General features: G+C 41.1%; 19 protein-coding genes and 1 riboswitch. Of the genes, 8 read left to right on the top strand and 11 right to left on the bottom strand.

All coding sequences use genetic code 11. The features are described from left to right. Nucleotides 1–1910: retention module-containing protein (locus tag R3X26_RS00005; RefSeq protein ID WP_317715070.1), on the bottom strand; the 1910-nt coding region annotated here is incomplete at its 3' end. Nucleotides 1911–2152: 242 nt separating this feature from the next. On the opposite strand from R3X26_RS00005, the gene R3X26_RS00010 reads away from it, so the two are divergent. After that, nucleotides 2153–2506 (top strand): DUF2750 domain-containing protein, encoded by a 354-nt coding sequence (locus tag R3X26_RS00010; RefSeq protein WP_317715071.1) that lies wholly within the window; start codon nt 2153–2155, stop codon nt 2504–2506. A gap of 111 nt (nt 2507–2617) precedes the next feature. Here R3X26_RS00010 and queC read toward each other — a convergent pair whose 3' ends face one another. Continuing rightward, nucleotides 2618–3304 carry a 7-cyano-7-deazaguanine synthase QueC gene (gene queC / locus R3X26_RS00015; RefSeq protein ID WP_317715072.1) on the bottom strand — a complete coding sequence of 229 codons (687 nt, stop codon included), beginning with the start codon at nt 3302–3304 and terminating at the stop codon, nt 2618–2620. Nucleotides 3305–3489: 185 nt separating this feature from the next. Here queC and R3X26_RS00020 point away from each other — a divergent pair, with 185 nt between their 5' ends. Next, nucleotides 3490–4302, top strand: a complete 813-nt coding sequence (locus R3X26_RS00020) for a Cof-type HAD-IIB family hydrolase (RefSeq protein ID WP_317715073.1) — start codon at nt 3490–3492, stop codon at nt 4300–4302. Nucleotides 4303–4410: 108 nt separating this feature from the next. On the opposite strand, the gene R3X26_RS00025 is transcribed toward R3X26_RS00020, so the two are convergent. The 7 genes from R3X26_RS00025 to R3X26_RS00055 all read right to left on the bottom strand — a co-directional run bounded on the left by R3X26_RS00025 (nt 4411) and on the right by R3X26_RS00055 (nt 13920). Beyond that, nucleotides 4411–4896, bottom strand: a complete 486-nt coding sequence (locus R3X26_RS00025) for a GNAT family N-acetyltransferase (RefSeq protein WP_317715074.1) — start codon at nt 4894–4896, stop codon at nt 4411–4413. Between the two features lie 246 nt (nt 4897–5142). Next, entirely contained in the window at nt 5143–7023 is a 1881-nt protein-coding gene (locus R3X26_RS00030) for a propionyl-CoA synthetase (protein WP_317715075.1), read from the bottom strand. A gap of 25 nt (nt 7024–7048) precedes the next feature. Continuing rightward, nucleotides 7049–8350, bottom strand: a complete 1302-nt coding sequence (gene prpF, locus R3X26_RS00035; protein ID WP_317715076.1) for a 2-methylaconitate cis-trans isomerase PrpF — start codon at nt 8348–8350, stop codon at nt 7049–7051. A gap of 14 nt (nt 8351–8364) precedes the next feature. Beyond that, on the bottom strand, nt 8365–10941 hold the full coding sequence (acnD, locus tag R3X26_RS00040) for a Fe/S-dependent 2-methylisocitrate dehydratase AcnD (protein WP_317715077.1): 2577 nt from the start codon (nt 10939–10941) through the stop codon (nt 8365–8367). Nucleotides 10942–10981: 40 nt separating this feature from the next. Beyond that, nucleotides 10982–12112, bottom strand: a complete 1131-nt coding sequence (gene prpC, locus R3X26_RS00045; protein ID WP_317715078.1) for a 2-methylcitrate synthase — start codon at nt 12110–12112, stop codon at nt 10982–10984. A 213-nt stretch (nt 12113–12325) separates the two neighbouring features. Beyond that, entirely contained in the window at nt 12326–13219 is an 894-nt protein-coding gene (prpB, locus tag R3X26_RS00050; protein ID WP_317715523.1) for a methylisocitrate lyase, read from the bottom strand. Then, nucleotides 13219–13920 carry a GntR family transcriptional regulator gene (locus R3X26_RS00055; RefSeq protein ID WP_411572368.1) on the bottom strand — a complete coding sequence of 234 codons (702 nt, stop codon included), beginning with the start codon at nt 13918–13920 and terminating at the stop codon, nt 13219–13221. The genes prpB and R3X26_RS00055 overlap by 1 nt, the downstream gene beginning before the upstream one ends. A 263-nt stretch (nt 13921–14183) precedes the next feature. On the opposite strand from R3X26_RS00055, the gene R3X26_RS00060 reads away from it, so the two are divergent. From R3X26_RS00060 to R3X26_RS00080, 5 genes are all read left to right on the top strand, one after another. Further along, nucleotides 14184–14867 (top strand): DNA-3-methyladenine glycosylase I, encoded by a 684-nt coding sequence (locus R3X26_RS00060; RefSeq protein ID WP_317715080.1) that lies wholly within the window; start codon nt 14184–14186, stop codon nt 14865–14867. A 131-nt stretch (nt 14868–14998) separates the two neighbouring features. Next, the gene (locus tag R3X26_RS00065) at nt 14999–16426 is read left to right on the top strand and encodes a TolC family protein (RefSeq protein ID WP_317715081.1); all 1428 of its coding nucleotides are present in this window, start codon (nt 14999–15001) and stop codon (nt 16424–16426) included. After that, on the top strand, nt 16423–17409 hold the full coding sequence (locus R3X26_RS00070; RefSeq protein ID WP_317715082.1) for an HlyD family secretion protein: 987 nt from the start codon (nt 16423–16425) through the stop codon (nt 17407–17409). Before R3X26_RS00065 ends, R3X26_RS00070 begins: the two co-directional genes overlap by 4 nt. A 1-nt stretch (nt 17410) precedes the next feature. Then, a complete protein-coding gene (locus R3X26_RS00075; RefSeq protein WP_317715083.1) occupies nt 17411–18616 on the top strand; it encodes an ABC transporter permease in 1206 nt (401 codons plus the stop codon). Continuing rightward, nucleotides 18613–19740: an ABC transporter permease gene (locus tag R3X26_RS00080; RefSeq protein ID WP_317715084.1), complete on the top strand. Its 1128-nt coding sequence runs from the start codon at nt 18613–18615 to the stop codon at nt 19738–19740. Before R3X26_RS00075 ends, R3X26_RS00080 begins: the two co-directional genes overlap by 4 nt. Nucleotides 19741–19750: 10 nt before the next feature. Here the strand turns inward: R3X26_RS00080 and R3X26_RS00085 are convergent, their stop codons facing one another. Both R3X26_RS00085 and R3X26_RS00090 read right to left on the bottom strand, forming a co-directional pair. Beyond that, nucleotides 19751–20488: a chromosome partitioning protein ParA gene (locus R3X26_RS00085; RefSeq protein ID WP_317715085.1), complete on the bottom strand. Its 738-nt coding sequence runs from the start codon at nt 20486–20488 to the stop codon at nt 19751–19753. Nucleotides 20489–20517: 29 nt separating this feature from the next. Then, complete coding sequence (locus R3X26_RS00090; protein ID WP_317715086.1) at nt 20518–20676, bottom strand: hypothetical protein; 159 nt, start codon at nt 20674–20676, stop codon at nt 20518–20520. Nucleotides 20677–20998: 322 nt separating this feature from the next. After that, nucleotides 20999–21118: riboswitch (glycine riboswitch) on the top strand. Between the two features lie 186 nt (nt 21119–21304). On the opposite strand from R3X26_RS00090, the gene R3X26_RS00095 reads away from it, so the two are divergent. Next, nucleotides 21305–22681, top strand: coding sequence for a sodium:alanine symporter family protein (locus tag R3X26_RS00095; RefSeq protein WP_317715087.1), 1377 nt, complete (start codon nt 21305–21307; stop codon nt 22679–22681). Nucleotides 22682–22837 lie beyond the last annotated feature (156 nt).

Below are 22837 nucleotides of genomic sequence, written 5' to 3' on the forward strand. Positions count from 1 at the left end.
AGTACAGAAACAGTTGTGTTAGCGAGGGTTTCATCGCCATCGGAATCGGTCGCTTTTAACGTTAAGTTCAGATCACTTAAGCTTATTGACTCGGCGCTTCCATCGGCGTCGCCGTCTGTCGCTTCCACATCTTGATCGATTGGCAGTGACTGAGTGACTGTATATTGTCCTGTTAAATCGTCAATAGTCAGACTAAGAACTTCTTTACCGTCACTTTCACGTACTACCGTGATCGTTTTACCATCATCTGATAAAGACCAAGAAGTGGGCTTATCATTGGTGGTTAGATTATCGAGTAATATTTTAGTTTCTGCTGATATTACCCATTCAACACTCTCGATTACATCGGTACCAGCTTCGAAATGTGGACTAGATGTACTACTAATCGGGTTATCAACTAAAGTCGTTGTTTCTGTAAGTACAACGCTTGTATCATTATTAACAACACTCGCGTTTTGTCCATCGTTGATGGTATAGGAGATTGTTCCTGTTACAACGTCACCGTCAAAATCCGTAGAGGTGACGGGTAAATCAAATAGTATTTGATCATTATTCCCATCTACTTGTTCAATTGATTGATATTGATTAATCAGGTAAGTCCCATCAAGATTAATGCTCGCGTCTAATACAACATTATCGGGATCGCCATCAACATAGACAGTTAGTGTCGTTCCATCATCTGATAATACCGCGATTAACTCATTATTATTACTAGAAACGTCGCTGAAAAGGTCTAAGATGCTCGCGTCAAACGTTACGCTTTCAAGATAATCAGAGCCAATATCAAATACTGCACCTTCGAAAGTTGCGGGATTATCGATACTCAAGTCGGTTGTTTCTGTATATTCTATATCGACATCGATTGCTGCTTGATTTGAGCCATCAACGATAACTGGTGTTAATATGACAGGGTTAACTAGATCATTTCCGTTTACATCTTGACCTTGAATCGATAAATCGATTGATAATGTATCGTCGGCAAATCTTACTAGCCCAGTATTTCCTTGAGAAACATTGTGGTCAATAGGCTGTTCTAACGTTGTTGTTAGCGAAAGTTCAACATTAGAGCCAACAGAATTAATGTCCAAAGTGATGGTGACAACAGTGACATCACCTTGAACACCTATAATACTGTTACTCTCTTCATCAAAACGGAATTCTACCGCTTCTCCAGATGAGGTAATTTCATTGTTAAGTTCTGCTAATACCGCTGCCAGTTGTTCTGGCTCAAATCCAAAAGTTGTTGGGTCAAGCGGCCGGGTACCAGCTTCAACCACAGTAGTAATTACCGAAGAAGAAACCCCTGTTGCAGAACCAATATCACCTTCCGTTAGCAATACGCTGGCGTTTTCACCACCTTGGCCGGGAAGAAGTAAGTTTCTATCTTCATCTTCTTCTGTTTCTGTGTTATTAAAACCCTGAGTTTGAAAGTAAGTAGAGGCAAGTAATTCAGCGTAAGTATAATCAATAGTACCGAACCCACCCAATGCACTCGTTACACCTGGTCCACCTGCCGCAGCAGCTTCTAACGCAAGTGTCGGGTCGACCCCATCTAAAATAGCTTGTTGTATTGCGGCAATATCATCGCCTTCAAATGATAACTGTTGGTTGTCAACGGCATTAGTATCTACCGTCAACTCGGCACCTACTGGGCCGACAACTAATGGCTTATCTGTGCCTTCACCATAATTTTCTGGAGCGAGGCAAGATACGCAATTTTTATCAACAATAACAAGCTGACCATTTATCTGCACAATGACTTCAGCGTTGTCAGGAGTAAGTAAAATATCATTCGCTAATAACTGCATACCAGATTGGACGTTTTGTGCTGCTGCTCCTGGGCGAATCAAAATCGCGTCACCAACAATCGATGTCACTACGGCATTTTGAGTTAATATTTGTTCAGTCATACTTAGGTTCCCTAACACTGTTACCTTGGAATGGTTTAGCTAATTTTCTTTATTTATCAAAAGAATAAGCCACATGATGGATTGGATGATTTTTTAAATCAGTTCATGTTTTTGTAATTTTGTTAAACGTTTGCTTATTATTTAACAGTATATCATGCTATACAATTTTCTGAATAAAAAAGTATTATTTTATATAGCTAAAGGTGATAATCTCTACCTACTAAAAACACTGAGAAAATGACATGACAAAACTAACATCTGATACCTCTTTTAACTTACAATTGTTTGTTGAAGACACACGAAAAAATCAAATAGTTTGGGGGTTGAGAAATAACGATGAAGATTGGCTCGCGTGTGATTCATCAGAATTTGAAAACAGCGAAGTCATGCCATTTTGGTCCAGTAGAGAAGATGCGGCTACTCATAATGTCGAAGAATGGGCCGAATTTGAAATTTGTGAAATTCCGTTAGATGTATTTGTAGAAGATTGGTTAGTTACCTTAGCTGAGGACGGTGTACTCGTAGGAACGAATTGGAATGACAACCTAGAAGGTAAGGAAATGGAACCTTCTGAATTAGCCAAATTATACCTATAAAATAGCCCAAAATTTTAAATGAGAAAGCCCATAACTGGGCTTTTAACTTACATTTTCTTACAACTTTTTTCAACGAACAGAATTTTCTAACGTTAGGTGTTAAGTGACAATTTACGCCTGTTTTTCTCTCAAATTAGCAACGATCTCTAATTGATTAGCGAGATATTCATCTAATCCTGCTTGTCGTAACTTACACGATGGACATTCACCACAACCGTCCCCAATCACACCATTGTAACAAGTCAACGTTTGCTCTTTAATTAATTGTAGTGAGTTGTATTGATCAGCTAAGGCCCATGTTTCGGCTTTATTCAACCACATTAGAGGCGTTTCAATTTTTAGCTCCCAATCCATTCCTTTAGTCAGAGCAGTATTCAGTGATTTGACAAAGTCATCACGGCAATCCGGATAACCTGAAAAGTCAGTTTCACAGACCCCAGTAATGATAACTTTCGCACCGATCTGATAAGCATATATTGCAGCTAAAGTAAGAAACAGGATATTACGTCCAGGAACAAATGAGTTAGGTAATCCGTTAGATTGCAGCTCGTCTGAAACAGCAATATCATCGCGAGTCAGTGAACTAATCGCTAGTTCATTTAACAAAGTCACATCCATTACTTTGTGGGCAACAACACCCAATTTTTTAGCCAGTTTTTGAGCAATCTCAACTTCTAATTTATGCCTTTGACCATAATCAAAAGTAATAGTGTGCACTTGATCAAACTCTTTTAGAGCTTTGACTAAACAAGTAGTCGAGTCTTGTCCGCCACTAAACACCACAACTGCTTTTTTCATTTATTATCCCCAAGCCTAATTAATGCAACGACATTAATTGACTCTATATATCAGGTCAATTACTAGTGATATTTAAAATAACTAGGACCTTAAATTTGACGCCAAATAGAACTTATATTTAAGCGGGTTTAGAACTAGTGTATTCTTTATCCAAATGACTGTTTTTTGTTACCTTAAGGTTAAGTATGTATAAATTAGTTGCGCTAGATATGGATGGAACACTGTTAAACAGTGAAAAGCAGATCACTCAAAGAAATAAACAAGCAATTGCGCAAGCTCGTGCGCTAGGTGTAACAGTGATCCTCGCTTCTGGGCGACCATTAGCAGGCATGCAAGAAAAATTGCAAGAACTTGAACTGACCACCGACAAAGACTTTGTGGTTTCCTCCAATGGTTCATATGTACACAGAGTGTCTGATCTTGGTATGGTACACAGTCAAATTGTGACTGGTAAAGATGCAAAAAAAGTCGCTCAACTTGCTCGAGAGTTGGGGGTCAACATGCATGCGTTTAGTATTAAGCATGGCTTAATTACCCCCAAACATAATCAATATACGCAGCATGAATCAGATATAAATGGCATCACTGCTCAAGAATTCGATTTTTCACAGTTAGAAGATGAGGATGAAATTGTTAAAGCGATGTTCGCTGATTCACCAGAAAAACTTGATGTGATTACCCCACTACTTGGGTCTAATCTCTATAATGAATACACGATTGTACGCAGTGCTTCTATCTTTTTGGAGTTTCTGCATAAACAGAGCAATAAAGGAGTTGGTGTGGCGGCCGTCGCTAAGCATTTAGGCATAGACTCAAGCGAAGTAATCAGTATGGGTGACGCCGAAAATGACCATCATATGATTGAATATTCCGGATTAGGTGTCGCGATGGGTAATGCCACTGAACAAACAAAAGCACTAGCTGACTATATTACGGCTACTCATGATGAATCTGGTGTGGCACAAGTGATAGAAAAATTCATACTCAATACTAAGTAGCTAAAGTAACTAAATGACTCGCTCGGTATTTGTCATCAAGATAAACGAATCCAAGTTTAAGTAACTTGGATTTAATCAACTCAAAGTTACTCACTAGTTACGGCCCTATCAGCGGGCTATTGATTTACACATCCAATGGATATGATGATCAAAACCTGCTTTTTGGTAAAAGGCTTTTGCGGGTTGATTAAAGTCCCAAACCTCAACGAATACTTTTTTAACACCGTATTGTTCAAAGATAAGCTCGATTCGTTGCATTAATTGTTCTGCTATTTTTTGCTTTCTATATTTGGTTGACACAAAAAGCTCATCAACACTGCCCATTAAGAGAGGCTTGCTGATTACCGACACCAATTCACAAAAATGACCAGTAACAAAGCCCAGCACTTCATCTGTCTGTTGGTTTATCGCAACATAAACTAAACATTCTGGGTCATCTAAATAGCGACTAATCGATTTCTGCTGTTCAATCTCTTCAGCGGTTTTTATATCACTGGGATAACTCTGATGGTGAAAATCGTGCAACTCGAACATCAAGCGGTTAAGTTGTTCAAGATCGTCTAAACACGCGGCACGGATTAAAACAGAAGTCAAAATTAAACCCTATAATAAGATATTGATTCACTGGAATTTAACACCACTATACCAACAATCATTTCAAAATAAATCACAGCAAAAAAAATTAAACTAAACAACCACCATTCTAAGATAAAAATAGCGATGAGACCAAAATAAAAAAGCAAAGACGCTCATTAATAAGCGTCTTTGCCTGATCTGGTAATATCGGTCATCGATATTGTAGCGATTCAATTACGTGACTAATTTTCCGAAAATTTAATATTAATCATGATGAAGCACTCGTTCCATTTCAGTTAAACTACTTGGATCATCAATAGTAGAAGGTACGGTATATGACTCACCATCAGCAATTTGACGGATAATGCGACGCAGAATCTTTCCCGAGCGAGTTTTAGGTAGTCGGTCCACCACTAACGCATGTTTAAAACACGCAACGGCACCTATTTCTGTACGAACTTTACCAATCAGTTCACCTTGCAAAACCAATTCATCCATTTTGACACCATCTTTGAGCACAACCAACCCTAAGGGCAGTTGGCCTTTGAGTTCATCATGGACACCAATAACGGCACATTCTGCGACCGCTGGATGCGCGCCGACAATTTCTTCCATTTCACCAGTCGATAACCTATGTCCGGCTACATTGATAACATCATCGATTCTTCCCATAATAAACAGGTAGCCATCTTGATCTACATAGCCTCCATCACCAGAAATATAGTAGCCATCGAATTGACTCAAGTAACCACTTTCAAATCTATCATGATTGCGCCAAACCGTAGGCAATGTTCCAGGAGGGAGTGGACGCTTTAACGCGACAAACCCTTGTTGATTAGGCGGCACGAGTTCACCTACTTCATTTAACACCACCACATTGTAGCCTGGAACCGCTACAGTCGCAGAGCCTGGTTTAACTTCCATCATTTCTAATCCGGTAGGATTACTCGCTATCGCCCAACCTGTTTCAGTTTGCCACCAATGATCAATTACCGGTTTTTCGGTTTTTTCTATCACCCAATCTAACGTTGGAGGGTCTAAACGCTCTCCCGCCATAAAAATAGTATCAAGCTGAGATAAATCATACTTCGCCAATAAACACGCATCAGGATCTTCTTTTTTAATCGCTCTAAATGCAGTTGGTGCAGAAAACAAAACCTTCACTTTATATTCATCACATACACGCCAGAACGCGCCAGGATCGGGAGTTCGAACCGGCTTACCTTCAAATAAAATGGTAGTACAACCATGAATCAGTGGCGCATAAACAATATAGGAATGGCCAACTACCCATCCCACATCAGACGCAGCCCAAAAAACCCCATCTTGTGGCATATTATAAATGGTTTTCATACTGTATTTCATTGCCACTGCATGACCGCCATTATCACGCACGACACCTTTAGGTTTGCCTGTAGTTCCTGATGTGTACAAAATATACAGTGGATCGGTTGCTCTCACTGCAACACAATCGTGTTTGTTCGCCTTAGCCACCGCCGTTATCCAGTCGACATCTCGTTTATTATTCAACTCCGCCAGTTGTTCTTTACGCTGAAAAACCAATACTTTGTCTGGTTTCCAACGACTGTCCATAATTGCTTGGTCAATTAGTGGCTTGTATGGGATTATTTTTGATATTTCTATTCCACAAGAAGCGGTCATAACAACTTTGGGTTCGGCATCTTCAATTCGTACCGCAAGTTCATTCGGCGCAAATCCACCAAATACCACCGAATGAATAGCGCCTAAACGCGCACACGCTAACATCGCCATCGCAGCTTCTGGGATCATTGGCATATAGATAACGACTCGGTCACCTTTAGTTACCCCATTATCGGCCAGCATACCGGCGACTTTTGCAACCTGATCACGTAGCTGATTATAGCTGTATTTGCGTTTGGTTAGTGTTACGGGTGAATCGTAAATCAGCGCAATGTTATCACCTCGGCCCTGTTGACAATGGTAATCCAAGGCCAGCCATGCGGTATTCATCACCCCATCTGGAAACCAGCGTTCAATTCCGTTTTGATCTTGCTCCAATATTGTTTTTGGCGCTTCAAACCAGTCAATATTCTGAGATTGTACTTGCCAAAAGTCTTCAGGTTGGGTTTTAGCCCATTGATATTCTTCAAAATAAGCAGACATATTGCTTCCTCCAACGTGTCTAAATTTAGTTGTTAATATTGGTAGTATTACTGATATTGGTAGTATTGCTGGTACTGATCGTATCAATGGTTTCGACAGGCACTCTGACCCAACCTTCCATTAGTATTCTTGCACTGCGACTCATCACTGCTTTTTCAATCACCCACTGGCCTTGTTTTTGTTGAGCGTGCGCCCCTACTTTTAACGTACCTGATGGGTGACCAAACGTAACAGTATTTTTTTCTCCACCACCTGAGGCGATATTAACTAGCGTATTTGGCACACAGGCTGCTGCTGCAATGGCTACCGCGGCGGTTCCCATCATGGCATGATGTAATTTACCCATTGAAAGTGCTCTAACGACTAAATCAATCTGTTGTGCGCTAACGATTTTACCACTTGAACACGTATAATCTTTGGGCGCAGAAACAAAGGCAACTTTAGGCGTGTGCGCTCGGGTTTCGGCTTGTTCAAGTGTCTCTATCAAACCCATTTTCATTGCGCCATAGGCTCGAATCTTCTCAAATAACTGCAATGCTGTAGCATCATTATTTATGTCATCTTGTTGTTCGGTGCCTTGATAACCAATAGCAGACGCATCAATAAAAATTGTGGCAATACCTGCATTAATCATAGTGACTTTGAGGATGCCTATACCGGGAACAAATAATTCGTCAATTAAATTTCCGGTTGGAAACATACCCCCTGTTCCTGCCGATGGGTTAACAAAATCGACTTGAATTTCAGCCGCGGGAAATGTTACGCCATCTAACTCAAATTCACCTGTTTCTTGCACGCATCCATTACGAATTGGGACGTGTACTACAATCGTTTTCTGAATATTAACTTGCCAAACTCGTACTACAGCAACACCATTATGTGGGATTCTTGATTGGTCTACTAAACCACTGTGTATGGCAAACGGCCCGACCGCAGCCGACAAATTACCGCAATTTCCACTCCAATCGACAAAAGGTTTATCAATAGAAACTTGGCCGAACAAATAATCTACATCGTGATCAGGTTGACTACTCTTACTTACAATTACCGTTTTACTGGTGCTTGACGTTGCTCCACCCATGCCATCAATTTGTTTGGCATAAGGATCTGGACTGCCGATAACACGCAGTAATAGACGATCTCTTATCTCCCCCTGTTGCTGAGCTGCTGGAGGTAAATCTTGTAAATTGAAGAACACACCTTTACTCGTTCCTCCTCGCATATAGGTAGCTGGAATTTTAATTTGGCCATGGTTGGTTTGCTCAGACGCTAAATGTGTTACGCCAACGCAATTATTATTAATTTGTTCAGAGGTGCCATTATTCATCACGATTCCCCTTTTTAAGCTAAAAAGTCTTGAGCAAAACGTTGTAAAACACCGCCTGCGTTATATACCGAAAGTTCATCTTCGGTATTTAAACGACAGGTAACCGTGACGTGATCTTTTTGGCCATTTTGCCTTGTTACGATTAAGGTAAGGTCACCTTCAGGTCTGATCTCTCCAACAACGTCGTACAATTCTGTTCCATCCAATTGTAGTGAATGTCGATTATCACCTGGCTTAAATTCTAGCGGTAAAACCCCCATTCCGACTAAGTTTGTACGGTGTATCCGCTCAAAACCTTCGGCAACAATCACTTCGACACCTGCCAAACGTACGCCTTTTGCTGCCCAATCTCGCGACGAACCTTGTCCATAATCCGCACCTGCGATAATGAGCAAAGGTTGTTTACGTTGCATGTAAGTTTCAATCGCTTCCCACATTCGAGTCACTTTACCTTCCGGTTCTATTCGGGCAAACGAACCTTGCCGCACCGCTCCGTTTTCTGTCACCATTTCGTTAAATAGTTTCGGATTAGCAAACGTCGCTCGTTGAGCGGTAAGATGATCCCCACGGTGTGTCGCATAGGAGTTGAAGTCCTCTTCTGGCACACCCATTTTGGTTAAATATTCACCAGCCGCACTTGAGGCTAATATCGCATTCGACGGTGATAAATGGTCGGTGGTAATGTTGTCGGGTAATATGGCTAAAGGTCGCATTGCAGAAAGTGTTCGCTTGCCAGCAAGTGCGCCTTGCCAATATGGAGGACGACGTATGTAAGTGCTCTGTTCACGCCAATCGTACAATGGTTGGCTCTTTTCTGACTGGTCAGTCATTTTGAACATTTGAATATAGACTTGATTAAACTGTTCAGGCTTAACAAATTGTTCCACAACATCATCTATTTCTTGATCGGTTGGCCATAAATCATCTAAATAGATGGCTTCTCCGTCACTATTGGTGCCAATCGCATCTTTTTCTATATCAAACCGAATGGTGCCAGCTAACGCGTAAGCTACCACCAGTGGCGGAGAAGCTAAAAATGCTTGTTTAGCGTAAGGGTGAATTCGTCCATCAAAATTTCGATTCCCTGATAATACTGCGGTGGAATATAAGTCTCTTGCGATTATTTCTTGCTGAATCGCGGGGTCCAATGCGCCACTCATTCCATTACAGGTTGTACACGCATAGCCGACGATACCAAAGCCGAGTTTTTCTAGTTCTGGTAATAATCCAGATTCTTGTAGATACAATTTGGCGACTTTAGAACCTGGTGCAAAAGAGGTTTTGACCCACGGTTGACGGATTAAACCTAGTTGATTGGCCTTTTTAGCTAATAGCCCAGCGGCAATAACATTTCTCGGGTTACTGGTATTAGTACACGAGGTAATTGCCGCGATAATCACTGCACCATCAGGTAGTTCGCCTTCTTGCTTACTCCACGCTTTAGCTATGCCACGCTGTGTTAGTTCGGATGTTGGTAATCGACGATGAGGATTTGATGGACCTGCCATATTGCGATGAACTGCTGATAAATCGAATTCAAGTACGCGCTCATATTGTGCCTGTTGCAATGCATCTGCCCATAAACCAGTCTGCTTAGCATACTGCTCTACTAAAGCGATCTGTTTATCGTCACGACCGGTTAACTTTAAATAATTTATGGTTTGTTCATCAATATAAAACATCCCTGCGGAGGCACCATATTCTGGTGTCATATTAGAAATTGTGGCCCTATCTCCAATGGTGAGTCCTTTCGCCCCTTCGCCATAAAACTCCAGGTATGCTGACACGACTTTTTGCGCGCGTAAAAACTCAGTAATCGCCAGCACAATATCTGTAGCGGTAATTCCTGGCTGACGAGTACCCGTTAATTTCACTCCGACAATATCGGGAAGTCTCATCATAGATGGACGCCCTAACATAACCGTCTCTGCTTCTAAACCACCAACACCAATTGCGATAACCCCGAGCGAATCAACATGTGGTGTGTGACTGTCGGTCCCGACACACGTATCGGGGAAAGCTACTCCATTTTTAACTTGAATAACCGGCGACATTTTCTCTAAATTAATTTGATGCATGATGCCATTGCCTGCTGGAATCACATTTACATTTTCAAATGCAGTTTTGCACCATTCAATAAAATGAAATCTATCTTGATTTCTTCTGTCTTCAATCGCTCTATTTTTATCAAACGCATCGTTATCAAAACCAGCGTGCTCCACCGCGAGAGAATGATCGACGATTAATTGAGTTTCAACTACAGGATTCACTTTTGCTGGGTCACCGCCTTGCTCCGCAATAGCATCACGCAACCCGGCTAGATCCACCAATGCGGTTTGACCCAATATATCGTGACAAACGACTCTGGCGGGATACCAAGGAAAATCTAAGTCCTTTTTACGCTGTATAAGTTGCAACAATGCCGCGTCTAAATCGTCAGGATTACATCGTCTTACCAAATTTTCAGCTAACACACGAGAGGTATAAGGTAAGGTTGCGTAAGCGCCCTCAACTAGATTATCTACCGCTTGTTGTGCGTCATAATATTCAACTTGCGTGCCGGGCAAGCATTTTCTAAATTGACTATTCATCTATTCACTTCCTCTACTACTCGATCCAACTTACCGACAACTAATTTCTTTGTTCTATTGGCAACCATTGCTGATGCTCAGGACCATCGTAATCTGCACTTGGGCGAATGATCCGATTATTGTCACGCTGCTCGTAAACATGTGCGGCCCAGCCCGTTAGACGACTCATTACAAATATAGGCGTAAATAATTTGGTCGGAATATCTAAGAAATGATAAGCAGATGCATGAAAAAAGTCGGCATTACAAAATAGACCTTTTTCTCGTTTCATTACCGCCTCCACACGCTCAGAAACCGCATACAAATGTGTATCACCTACCGCTTTAGAAAGGGCTTGTGACCATTTTTTAATTAAGGCGTTTCTAGGATCGCAATCTTGATAAACCGCATGACCAAAACCCATTATTTTTTGTTTTTTCTTCAGCATCACCAAAAGCTCTTGTTCCGCTTGATCGGGCGACGTCCATCCCTCTATCATTTCCATTGCCGCTTCATTTGCGCCGCCATGAAGTGGTCCACGCAATGTCCCTACTGCCGCACTAATACAAGAATGCAAGTCAGATAATGTTGAAGCACAAACCCGTGCAGCGAAAGTAGACGCATTAAATTCGTGTTCTGCATAAACAGTTAGTGAGCAATGCATGACTTGTTTGTGCAGATCCGTTGGCGCTTTGTCAGTCAACATTTTTAAGAAGTAGCCGCCGATTGTGTCTTCAGACGTGTCGTTGGTATCAATCCGCACGCCGTCATGGCTAAAGCGATACCAATAACAAATCATCGCCGGAAACAGAGCAAGTAGTCTTTCTGTGCTCGCTTGTTGCTGACTGAAATCCATTTCCTGTTCTAGATTCCCCAACATAGAGCATCCGGTACGCATTACATCCATTGGATGAGCGCTTTTAGGAATCAATTCTAAGGCTTGTTTTAGTTCATTGGGTAAACCTCTTAAACCAATCAGGCGAGCCTTATATTTGTCCAATTCGGCTTGATTTGGTAAGTGACCTTGTAGCAATAAATGGGCGACTTCTTCAAATTGTGCATGCTCTGCGAGGTCGGTAATGTCGTAACCTCGATAAGTTAGCCCTGTTCCAGACTGTCCAACAGTACAAAGTGAGGTTGTTCCTGCGCTTTGCCCTCGTAGTCCCGCTCCGCCTATTTTTTTATCTGACATGAGGTTCTCCTTTCCTTATTTCATCCGCTACCTGGTCGGTCGCTTTGATTGATTCACGTTATTTTCAATGTTTTATTTGTAGGTTTTTTTATTGTTTGTAATTATTTTTTATTATGTTTTGTAAAAAATATTGCTGTTTTGTATTGTGTTATAACAAGTAGTATTAATGCAGTTACGATAGAAAGCATAAAAATCCATTAACCCGTTGCTACGTTATTCTTGCGAAAACAGTTGATCGAGTTTGTTTTCGTAGTCGTGATAATTAAGGTGGGAATACAGTTCTTTTCGTGTTTGCATATGCGTTACCATTGCTTGTTGGTTACCCTCAGCTAATAGATGTTGGTAAACCATTTCTGCCGCTTTATTCATGGCACGAAAAGCACTTAATGGATAAAGAACCATATCCACATTGGCTTGAGCTAATTCATCACCACTGTAAAGTGGCGTTTGACCAAACTCAGTAATATTAGCCAATATAGGTACATGCTTTCCGGTCGCTGACGCCAATGCAGCCGAGAAAGTCTTATACTGCTCTAACTCAGTCATGGCTTCAGGAAAAATCATATCGGCTCCCGCTTCAACACAAGCAATAGAGCGTTCAATTGCGGCATCAATGCCTTCTACTGCTAAAGCATCGGTTCTTGCCATAATGACAAAATCGGGGTTAAGTCGCGCATCGACGGCTGCTTTTATCCTATCGGCCATTTCATTTTGGCTAACAATAGCTTTGTTCGGTCGATGGCCACAGCGCTTTTGCGCGACTTGATCTTCCATGTGTACTGCGGCAGCACCGGCTTTTTCCATTGCTTTAATGGTTCTTGCAATATTAAATGCGCCGCCAAAGCCGGTATCAATATCCACCATCAATGGAAGATCACACGCATTAGTTATGCGCTCTACATCCACTAAAACGTCATTTAAAGTGGTAATACCGAGATCGGGCAAACCGTAAGAAGCGTTTGCGATCCCTCCACCAGACAGATATATCGCTTGATGCCCAATGTTTTTGGCCATCATTGCGCAGTATGGATTGATTGTTCCTACGATTTGTAATGGGTTATTTTCTTTAACCGCTAATCGAAATTTAGCACCTTGGCTTAGACTCATCATTTTGTCTCCTTTACAGATTTCATTTGTTGCTCAATAAGCAATCGGCTACCTGAGATATGTCGTCTCATTAACATTTCAGCTAACTCTTCGTCACGGTTTTGTATCGCTTGCAAAATAAATTTATGTTCTTCTAACGCTTTCTCTGGTCGAGAGTGGGATCGAGGAGATTGCGCGCGATACATGCGTAGCAAGTGATATAATTCATCACACAATAAAGCGATTAATTTTGTGTTGCGGCTGGCTTTAATAATTCGGTAATGAAAATCGAAGTCACCTTGCTGTTGAAAATATGACCGCCCTTCCACTTCATCTATATGTTGCGAGTGTTTCGACAATAACTGTTGAAGCGCAACCAGCTCTGGTTCACTGATATGACGCGCTGCCAAACGTGCTGCCATGCCTTCTAGCGCTTCTCTTACTGCGTATAACTCTGATAAATGATGTTGAGAAAACGAAATAACCCGAGCCCCCACATGTGGGATGCGTTCTATTAAACCTAGCCCTTCTACCCGCATAATCGCTTCACGTAACGGACCTCGACTGACACCAAAACGTTTGGCTAGTTCAGGTTCGGATATTTTTGCACCTGACTCTATATCACCGGTCACAATAGCTTCAATTAGGTACTCGGTCAGATTCTCTGACTTGGTATTTTCTTTGTCATTTGTAGCGACTACTTTGTCGATAACCTGATTCACAAAAACCTTCATTGTTAACAATATTATTTAATAAACGCTAAAATAACGGATAAAGGCCGATCGCTTCAAGTTAATTGTCGACAATGTAGACTAATGTCTAACCTTTCAATCATCGTAACAAACTAGATAGGTAGTCAATCAGAGAGAGTGAATATTCAGACAAACCTAATCTTGTTGTGATACCAGTTCTAAAAATCCAGCAAGCGATCTACAATGATGCTTCACCAATGAAACCAACCATGGTCTACAAGCACGAGTATAAAATGGAAAAATTTGCTTCAATTTATCAACGAGCAGCCGAGCGTAAAGGTGGCGAACAAGCACTTGAATCTCTATTAAATCGACCTTTAGCAAAACAACAATTACTGCAAATTACAGATGATAGATGGCTGTCCGCGTTCACCATGAAAGTATTTCAATGTGGTATATCTTGGCGTGTGGTAAGGAATAAATGGCCGAATTTTGAACAAACATTTTTTGAATTTCATATCCCCTCACTACTGATGTTGTCAGAAGAGCAGTGGGAACAAAAAGCTAAAGACCCCAAAATTATCCGTCACTTAACCAAGGTAATGTCAATTGCCACGAACGCGCAGATGATCCTATCGGCTCGATATGAGCACCCTTCGTTTGCCAGCATGGTTGCTGACTGGCCAAATGAGGATATGATTGGTCTGTGGCTTTATTTGAAAAAACATGGCTCTCGACTTGGCGGAAATACTGGCCCTTATACTTTACGCCAAATGGGTGTGGATACCTTTATTTTGTCTTCAGATGTAGAGGCTTACCTACGTAACACTGGAATTATTGATTCAGGTCGAACGACAAAAAGAGCAATGACGGCGACTAACTCAGCCTTTGTTGAGTGGCAACAGCAATCTGGACGAAGCTTTACAGAAATCAGTCAAACCATTGCATTTAGCTGTGGTGACAACAGCGTGATGTAATTCCCCTGACCGATTCGCACCTTGTTAATTAAAAACAATTTATAAGGTTAGTAAAGTTTTAACCCGATCGTGTTGAAACGATTTAACCTAGAGTATATGCTCTATTTTTATTATCCTAAGGTTGTTTTGCTATGAATTACAAAAGCAAGATCACATTTCTATTTGCATCTGTTGTATTTTCTACCTCGAGTCTCGTTAGTTCGACAAGCGTTGCTGGCGAAATCAGTTTTGAAGATGCTTGGGGATTACTGCAAACAGAAAATAGTGCTATCGCAGCACAACGAGCCAATGTTGATCGTTATCAGCAACTAGAAAAAGCGAAATCTGCTCTAAATTTACCCTCCATTACTTTAGGGGCTAATTATACAAGATTAGATGATGATGTTACCGTTACAGGAGAACAATTAGCAGATAGCCTTAATTCAACAGGTACGGCATTATTAGCGTCTACTGGCTTAAGTTCGCTTTTAGCGGGTATAACCTCCACCGTGACAGAAAAAGATCTGTTTAATTCATCTATCCGTGCCATCTGGCCTATCTTTACTGGTGGCAGAATAGATGCGGCACAAGCAATCGCATCGGGACAAACTGACCAAGCCGTTGCGCAGTTGGCTATGGAAACGCAAGCGCAATATGACGATCTAGCAAAATATTATTTTGGTGTCGTGCTGGCCAAAGATGTTTTACAAACCAAGATATCGGTCGAGAAAGGACTCACTAAACATCGCGATTTTGCGATTAAATTAGAACAACAAGGTCAAATAGCTCGAGTGGAACGGCTGCAAGCAGAAGCATCATTAGATAAGGCGATAGTCGATAGAAAAAAATCACAAAAAGACGTCGAAATTGCTATCTCCGCGTTAACGAAAATCCTAAATCAAGATCAAGCTGTTTTGCCAAAAACCACGCTATTTATCAACGATAAATTACCTCCTCTAAATGCGTTTATCACTCAAACGCTAACCACCTATCCGGGTTTATCTATACTAGAGGCCAAAGACAAGCAAGCTAGCCAATTGATATCGGCAGAACGCGGGCGTTATTACCCACAGGTTTATTTATATGGTAATTACACTTTGTACGAAGATGACAGTTTAGCATCACAACTTGCACCTGATTGGTTAGTTGGTGTCGGTGTTAACGTCCCATTATTGGATAACAATGGCCGTTCAGAATCAATTCAAGCCGCACAGAGTGCCAAATTGCAGGTCAACCATCTTCGACAACAAGCCAAACGAGATTTAACGGTATTGGTCGAAAAGACCTATTTTGAAGCAGAACAAGCTATTGATGAAGTTAAAGGGCTTAACTCTAGTTTAACCTTAGCAAAAGAAAATTTACGCTTAAGAACGAAAGCATTTAATCAGGGACTTGCCACCTCTTTAGAAGTGGTTGACGCAGAATTATATGTCGCCAGTGTACGAACACAGCAACAAGTTGCTAGCTTTAATTATCTCATTTCATTGAATAAACTTTTAGCATTGAGTAGTGAAATGAAAACCTTTAACCAATATTCATCCAATCCATCACAGACGGTAAAATCAGAGGTAAAACAATGAAAGTCGTTAAACCCATCATCATCACAATCGCTGCTGTCGGTATCTGTTCTTGGATTGGTCTGAGTTTTTATCATGCCTATCAACCTAAACCGGTACAAATTCAAGGTCAAATAGAAGCGCAGCAATACAGTATATCGTCTAAAGTTGCTGGCCGTATTGATGAAGTTATGGTGGAAAAAGGCGAAACTATCTCAATAGGTGACCCTATTTTCACTTTGTACAGCCCTGAAATAACAGCGAAACTAGATCAAGCTCTTGCAGGACAAAAAGCCGCTGGAGCACTGGCTCTTCAAGCTGAGAATGGTGCCAGAAGTCAACAAATTGCCGCGGCGAAAGATCAATGGCAAAAAGCCAAAACCGCGGCTTCTTTAGCTGAGAAAACCTTTCAACGAGTGGATAACCTTTTTAATGACGGCGTGGTTGCTGAACAAAAACGAGATGAAGCCATGACTCAATGGCAAGCTGCCAAATATAGTCAAAGCGCCGCTTATCAAATGTATCAAATGGCCAAAGAAGGCGCGAGACAAGAAACAAAACAAGCAGCCAATGAAAAAGAACGCATGGCTGCCGGAGCCGTTGCTGAAGTCGAGGCTTATGCCAAAGACACCAAAATAAATAGTTGGTTTAACGGTGAAGTGTCACAGGTCCTTCTCCATAGCGGAGAATTAGCGCCTCAAGGTTTCCCGGTAGTGACGGTGATTGATATGAATGATGCGTGGGCGGTGTTCAATATTAGAGAAGACAGATTAAAACACTTCAATAAAGGTTCTCGCTTTGCTGCTTACCTACCCGCACTAGATTCAGACGTTGAATTTGAAGTAACTCATATTTCTGTAATGGGTAATTTTGCGACTTGGCGTTCAACCGATTCCTCACAGGGCTTCGATTTAAGGACCTTTGAAGTGGAAGCAAAACCAATAGAAAAAATTGACAACCTCAGGGTGGGCATGAGTGTTTCTGTCACATTAGACGTAGAAGAATAATATGGCAGACGATTTTCAACACAGATCGTTAGATTTGCAAGACAAAGCTCGACATATCAATGTTACGAGTAAGCTGTCTCAATGGCATGTATTGCGCAATGATAAATGGTTATTATCCTCGATTACATGGATCCCTATTTTACTTGCTTTATCAATATGGTGGATTTTTTCGCAAGGTATTGCTCGTGATTTATCTATTGCGGTGGTTAACCTCGAAGACAGCAATTTATCTCGCAATGTAATCCGACAATTTGATGCCACGCCATCACTTAAAGTTACGCATGTTTATCAAAGCGTCCAGCAAGCTAAACAAGCACTCGTGGCTGGCGATATTTATGCCTATGCGGTCATTCCTACCAATTATAGCCGCGATATCTACTTGAACAAACTACCGCAAGTAACGGTGTTTTATAATAGCCAATACATTCTTATTGGTAAATTAATCAACTCAGCAATAGCTCAAGCTCATGCCACATTTAACGCTCAAATTGGTGTAACCAAACAGCTAGCTAAAGGGACAGGCACTATTGCTGCTGCAACAGGAAAAACGGTAACGATTCAGAGTCAAATCACGCCTTTGTTCAATAAAAATTCTAATTATGCCCAATTTCTGGTGAGCGCTATTATTCCTGCACTTTGGCAGATAGTGATTATTGTTTCAACCATACTGGCTTTAACTGCCAATCATCGAATATACGGCCTAAAAGCTATGTTAGGGTCGTCACCAATGCGACAGGTATGTCGAATCACTGCTTTTTATGTCCCTGTATTTTCATTGTTTGGATTTGGCTTTTTAACCTGGTTCTACTTAGGATTTCAATGGCCTTTTGAAGGCACCTTATTTCCACTGATATATGCGCAGCTACTGACGATAATTGCTTGTGTGATAATGGGTTGTTTTTTCTTTTTTCTAACGCTTGATCCGGCACGAGCGATGAGCTTTGCCGGCGCATTTACGGCACCAAGTTTTGCCTTTATGGGTGTCACCTTTCCAGTTTCTGATATGAATTATTTAGCATCAATCTGGCGTTCATGTCTGCCCATCAGTCATTATATTGAAGTGCAAATTGGTCAATCTAGTTACGGCGTCACTTCATGGGATGCAATAAACACCATCTCAACTGGCTTATTAGGTTATCTCATTCCATTGGCATTAACGTATCTATTGTGTAAAAAACATCAAGCTAAACTGGAGGTGACATCATGAGTTACCTTGATCTGCTGAAAAATGAATTAAAAGCGATTTTCACTAATCCAGTAATATTGCTCACCATATTTGGAGGAGTGGTTTTTTATTCATTTTTATACCCTCTACCTTACGCTAATCAAACGCCACAAGAGCAAAAAGTCACAGTGGTGAATCTAGATAACAGCTTGACTAGCCTTCAATTAGAAAGGATGGTTGACGCCACACCACAAATACAACTAATTGAACGAGCCCATTCAATATCCGAAGCGAAACAACAGTTTTTAAATGGCGATGTAAACGGTATTTTAGTCATTCCAGAGCATTTTTATAAAGATTTATTATTAGGTAAAAGCCCGACGCTTTCTTTTGCCGGAGATGCGTCCTATTTCTTGGTCTACGGTACTATAGTTCAAGGATTAGCCAGTGCGAGTGGAACCTTAGCAGCCAAAGCGACAATTAATCGCCTGCTTATCGAAGGCGAACCGATGGTGAATGCCACTCACCACTATGCTTCTTCCATCGTCAATATGAAACCGACCTTTAATCCAGAAATAGGCTATGTTAATTACGTAGTGCCTGCGGTATTTGTACTGATATTGCAACAAACGTTAATCATGGGTGTGGGTATATTGGGTGGTACACAGAAACATGGCCGTGGTTATTGGACAAAAATTCCGCCTTTAAAATTGACTGTGATTCGATCAGCGATTTTTGTCTTCATTTATTATTTTCTAGCCATGTACTATTTTGGTTTTAGTTTCGATTTTTATTCCATTCATCGACTTGCACAACCAGTAATATTACTCACACTGTTACTGCCCTTCTTGTTCACCAGTAGTTTTATAGGGATCGTACTTGGCGCTCTATTACCACGCAGAGAACTGGTTACTGTTGTGGTATTAGTCTGTTCTATGCCTTTGGTTTTTAGTGCAGGGTTTATTTGGCCTTTGGAAAGCATTCCTAGCCCAATAATTTGGCTCTCCAACTTAATACCTTGCACGCCGGCAATACAGGCTTTGCTCAAGGTCAATCAAATGGGAGCCGAATTTTCTGTTGTTAATCAGCAATGGCAATTGTTATGGATGCAATTTATCGCTTGGGGATTACTGGCTTACCTCGCGCTAAAATATTATGCCAAATAGGACACAAGCGTTATAAACCAATATTACTGGCAATATTTTCTATCTCTCTTAGATCCAACTTATTAATTTCTATCATTTGATCAAGCTGAGAAAGGGTCGAATTTGCTTCGTCTTGTTTATCACAAGCAGATGAATTTGCATCAAAAGACGTCCCTTCTAAGTAAATATCGCACTGTTTTTTATAACGTGACACTTTTGGCTCTAGGGTATCTCGTTCTTTTTGCAGTCGATCTAAATCTTGCTTAATCAGCAACTCTCTTTGAAATAACTCCCGTGAGCGTTGGAATATATTAGTTTGCATAGCGATTTGTTGTTCTAATTCAGCGATTATCTTCTGCTTGTCAGTAATCTGTTCGGCTTGAGATTGAATCTGCGATTCAAACTCGTCATTCACTTTTTCTAACTCAATAATCATCGCTTGCAATTTTTGTTGCTCTTGTTCACTTTGCAAAGCAATAGAATCCACTTGCATTTTCACTCTGCGCTGAATTTCACTCTCCACATCCTGAGATTTATCTTCCGCGGCTTGCTGTTTTTTATTCACTACATCTGTATGCAGTTTAGTCACCTGATCAACTTTTTCTTGCAACGCCTGATAGGCTGGTTGCCATTTATTCTCCGTTACTACCGACCCGAATAAACCGCCAACGGCAATGCCTAAAACAGCAGCAATACCGATATAAATTAAGGTTCGCTTATCTCGCTCTTCAATAACAACAACTTCATCATCTTGATCTGAAGAATTCATAGGTTGATTCACTCTCCTTTCTCTCCTTGTTACCTAACCAATTCACTTATTACAAGTAGGCTGATATAGGTGGCCAATCCAATCAAAAATGTAAGTACCACTCCATACTGCACCTTCTTGTTTGTTCTATAACGAATCAGAACAACGGCAAGTAGAATAAAAGCTGCTATCGCGACAATTCTGGTCATACGGCCTCCTATTTTCTTTTATATATAGCATCTTCTGATAAGTTTTACGTTGTTTTTTCACTAATTAGCCACTCAGCGATTGAAATTTGCGCAATCAAATATCTCGCTGCTGACAACCATTTAAATGTCCGGTATTATTCAAGCGCAGAATACTTGAATAATAGAATAATTCAGGTATTTGTTCCGATGAAGACGTCAGGAGAGAGGGTATAACGCTAATTATTTGTTAATAATTAGTTAAATCACCCCACCGAAGAAGTAAATCTTTCAGGTGCAATATGTAACGCGAATACAGCCGTGGTTTATTGCAAGGACTGTCGTTGGAGGAACCTCTGGAGAGAGCCGATATGCTCAGTTGAAAGACTATATTCGGCCGCCGAAGGAGCAAATCTGATTATCGTAATCAGGTGAAACTCTCAGGCAAAAGGACAGAGGAGTGGAAAGTGTATTTATAGGTATCTTGTGCATCCATCATAAAGTGACTGCCTTCTTAGTAAGCGGTCCTTTGTTGTAAACGATCCTTGTAGTAAACGCTTGTAACAGAAGTAATTATTACAAACGTAACATGAGCGCCTTAGCGCAACCTTCCCTCTTCTCTTGATAATTTATTATTTTATTAAGGGGAACCATGAGTAACATTCAAGCTACATTACAAACCGTCGACAGTTTTGTTTGGGGACCACCACTTTTAATTTTACTGGTTGGTACCGGAGCATATTTCACTTTTCGCTTAGATTTGATCCAATTTAAACATCTTCCTACCGCTTTAAAGTTAGTTTTCAGTCGCTCTGACAACAAAAAAGCGCAAGGTGATGTATCCAGTTTTGCGGCATTGTGTACCGCATTATCAGCAACAATCGGGACGGGCAATATAGTCGGTGTTGCAACGGCAATCAAACTGGGCGGCCCTGGCGCACTGTTTTGGATGTGGTTGGCCGCTTTGTTTGGCATGGCAACTAAATATGCGGAATGCCTACTGGCGGTTAAGTATCGTAAAATAGACGACAAAGGCCAAATGGTTGGTGGCCCAATGTACTATCTTCAGTACGGTGTCGGTTCAAAACTGCTCGCAACCCTTTTTGCTATTTTCGCTCTTGGCGTAGCGTGTTTTGGTATTGGCACATTCCCGCAGGTAAACGCCATATTGGATGCTTCTCGGCTTTCGTTCGGTATTTCAAGAGACATATCAGCGGTTGTGTTAACTTTATTGGTTGCGGTGGTCACTATTGGCGGAATCAAGTCAATTGCCAAAGTAGCGGGACGAGTGGTTCCTACTATGGCCGTATTCTATGTTCTCGCTTGCTTGTCGGTATTAATTTCTAATGCTGACCAACTGTTTTCGGCAATAGAGTTGGTGATTGTATCCGCCTTTAGTAAAACAGCGGCAACTGGCGGCTTCTTAGGTGCGGGCATGATGTTGGCAATTCAATCTGGTATCGCGCGGGGTGTGTTTTCCAATGAATCAGGTTTGGGTAGCGCTCCAATGGCAGCAGCAGCAGCCAAAACAGATTCTTGCGTCCGCCAAGGTCTTATATCCATGACTGGCACGTTTTTCGATACCATTATAATTTGTACAATGACTGGCTTAGCGTTGATTTTAACTGGTGCTTGGCAGAGTGATTACGCTGGCGCAGAGATGACCACCCACGCTTTTGCTGTTGGTCTACATTCGGAAACATTGGGGCCAATGCTAGTCTCTATTGGTTTAATGTTTTTTGCTTTCACCACTATTCTTGGTTGGAACTATTATGGTGAACGTTGCGTTGTCTTTTTGATAGGAACCAAAGCCGTATTACCTTACAAAATTATTTTTCTGCTATTGGTAGCATCTGGTGCATTCTTGAAACTGGATATGATTTGGATCATTGCCGATATTGTTAATGGATTAATGGCGGTGCCAAATCTAATTGGTTTAATTGCCTTACGTCATATTGTAGTGGATGAAACCAATAAGTATTTTAATAGATTAGTTAAAGGCGAAGGTAAAGCCGTACTTAACCGTTAACACAAATAAATTTACTGACATTGATCAGCCTCTAAAAATCAATAAGTCCGTAAAAATCAATAAGCCCGCGAAAATTCGCGGGCTTATTGTTCGCTATTGTCTAGCAACGAGTTGTCTAAAAGCTAACTGTCTAAAAGCTAGTTGTCTAAAAAAGAA

Source organism: Vibrio sp. TH_r3 (assembly GCF_033101115.1).
Lineage (GTDB): Bacteria > Pseudomonadota > Gammaproteobacteria > Enterobacterales > Vibrionaceae > Vibrio.

Coding starts and splice junctions, on each gene's coding strand:
- prpB (WP_317715523.1), bottom strand. CDS start 13,219: ATGAGTCTAAGCCAAGGTGCTAAATTTCGATTAGCGGTTAAAGAAAAT.
- R3X26_RS00030 (WP_317715075.1), bottom strand. CDS start 7,023: ATGTCTGCTTATTTTGAAGAATATCAATGGGCTAAAACCCAACCTGAA.
- R3X26_RS00095 (WP_317715087.1), top strand. CDS start 21,305: ATGAGTAACATTCAAGCTACATTACAAACCGTCGACAGTTTTGTTTGG.
- R3X26_RS00070 (WP_317715082.1), top strand. CDS start 16,423: ATGAAAGTCGTTAAACCCATCATCATCACAATCGCTGCTGTCGGTATC.
- R3X26_RS00085 (WP_317715085.1), bottom strand. CDS start 20,488: ATGAATTCTTCAGATCAAGATGATGAAGTTGTTGTTATTGAAGAGCGA.
- R3X26_RS00080 (WP_317715084.1), top strand. CDS start 18,613: ATGAGTTACCTTGATCTGCTGAAAAATGAATTAAAAGCGATTTTCACT.
- R3X26_RS00075 (WP_317715083.1), top strand. CDS start 17,411: ATGGCAGACGATTTTCAACACAGATCGTTAGATTTGCAAGACAAAGCT.
- R3X26_RS00090 (WP_317715086.1), bottom strand. CDS start 20,676: ATGACCAGAATTGTCGCGATAGCAGCTTTTATTCTACTTGCCGTTGTT.
- R3X26_RS00010 (WP_317715071.1), top strand. CDS start 2,153: ATGACAAAACTAACATCTGATACCTCTTTTAACTTACAATTGTTTGTT.
- prpC (WP_317715078.1), bottom strand. CDS start 12,112: ATGTCAGATAAAAAAATAGGCGGAGCGGGACTACGAGGGCAAAGCGCA.
- queC (WP_317715072.1), bottom strand. CDS start 3,304: ATGAAAAAAGCAGTTGTGGTGTTTAGTGGCGGACAAGACTCGACTACT.
- acnD (WP_317715077.1), bottom strand. CDS start 10,941: ATGAATAGTCAATTTAGAAAATGCTTGCCCGGCACGCAAGTTGAATAT.
- prpF (WP_317715076.1), bottom strand. CDS start 8,350: ATGAATAATGGCACCTCTGAACAAATTAATAATAATTGCGTTGGCGTA.
- R3X26_RS00065 (WP_317715081.1), top strand. CDS start 14,999: ATGAATTACAAAAGCAAGATCACATTTCTATTTGCATCTGTTGTATTT.
- R3X26_RS00060 (WP_317715080.1), top strand. CDS start 14,184: ATGGAAAAATTTGCTTCAATTTATCAACGAGCAGCCGAGCGTAAAGGT.
- R3X26_RS00020 (WP_317715073.1), top strand. CDS start 3,490: ATGTATAAATTAGTTGCGCTAGATATGGATGGAACACTGTTAAACAGT.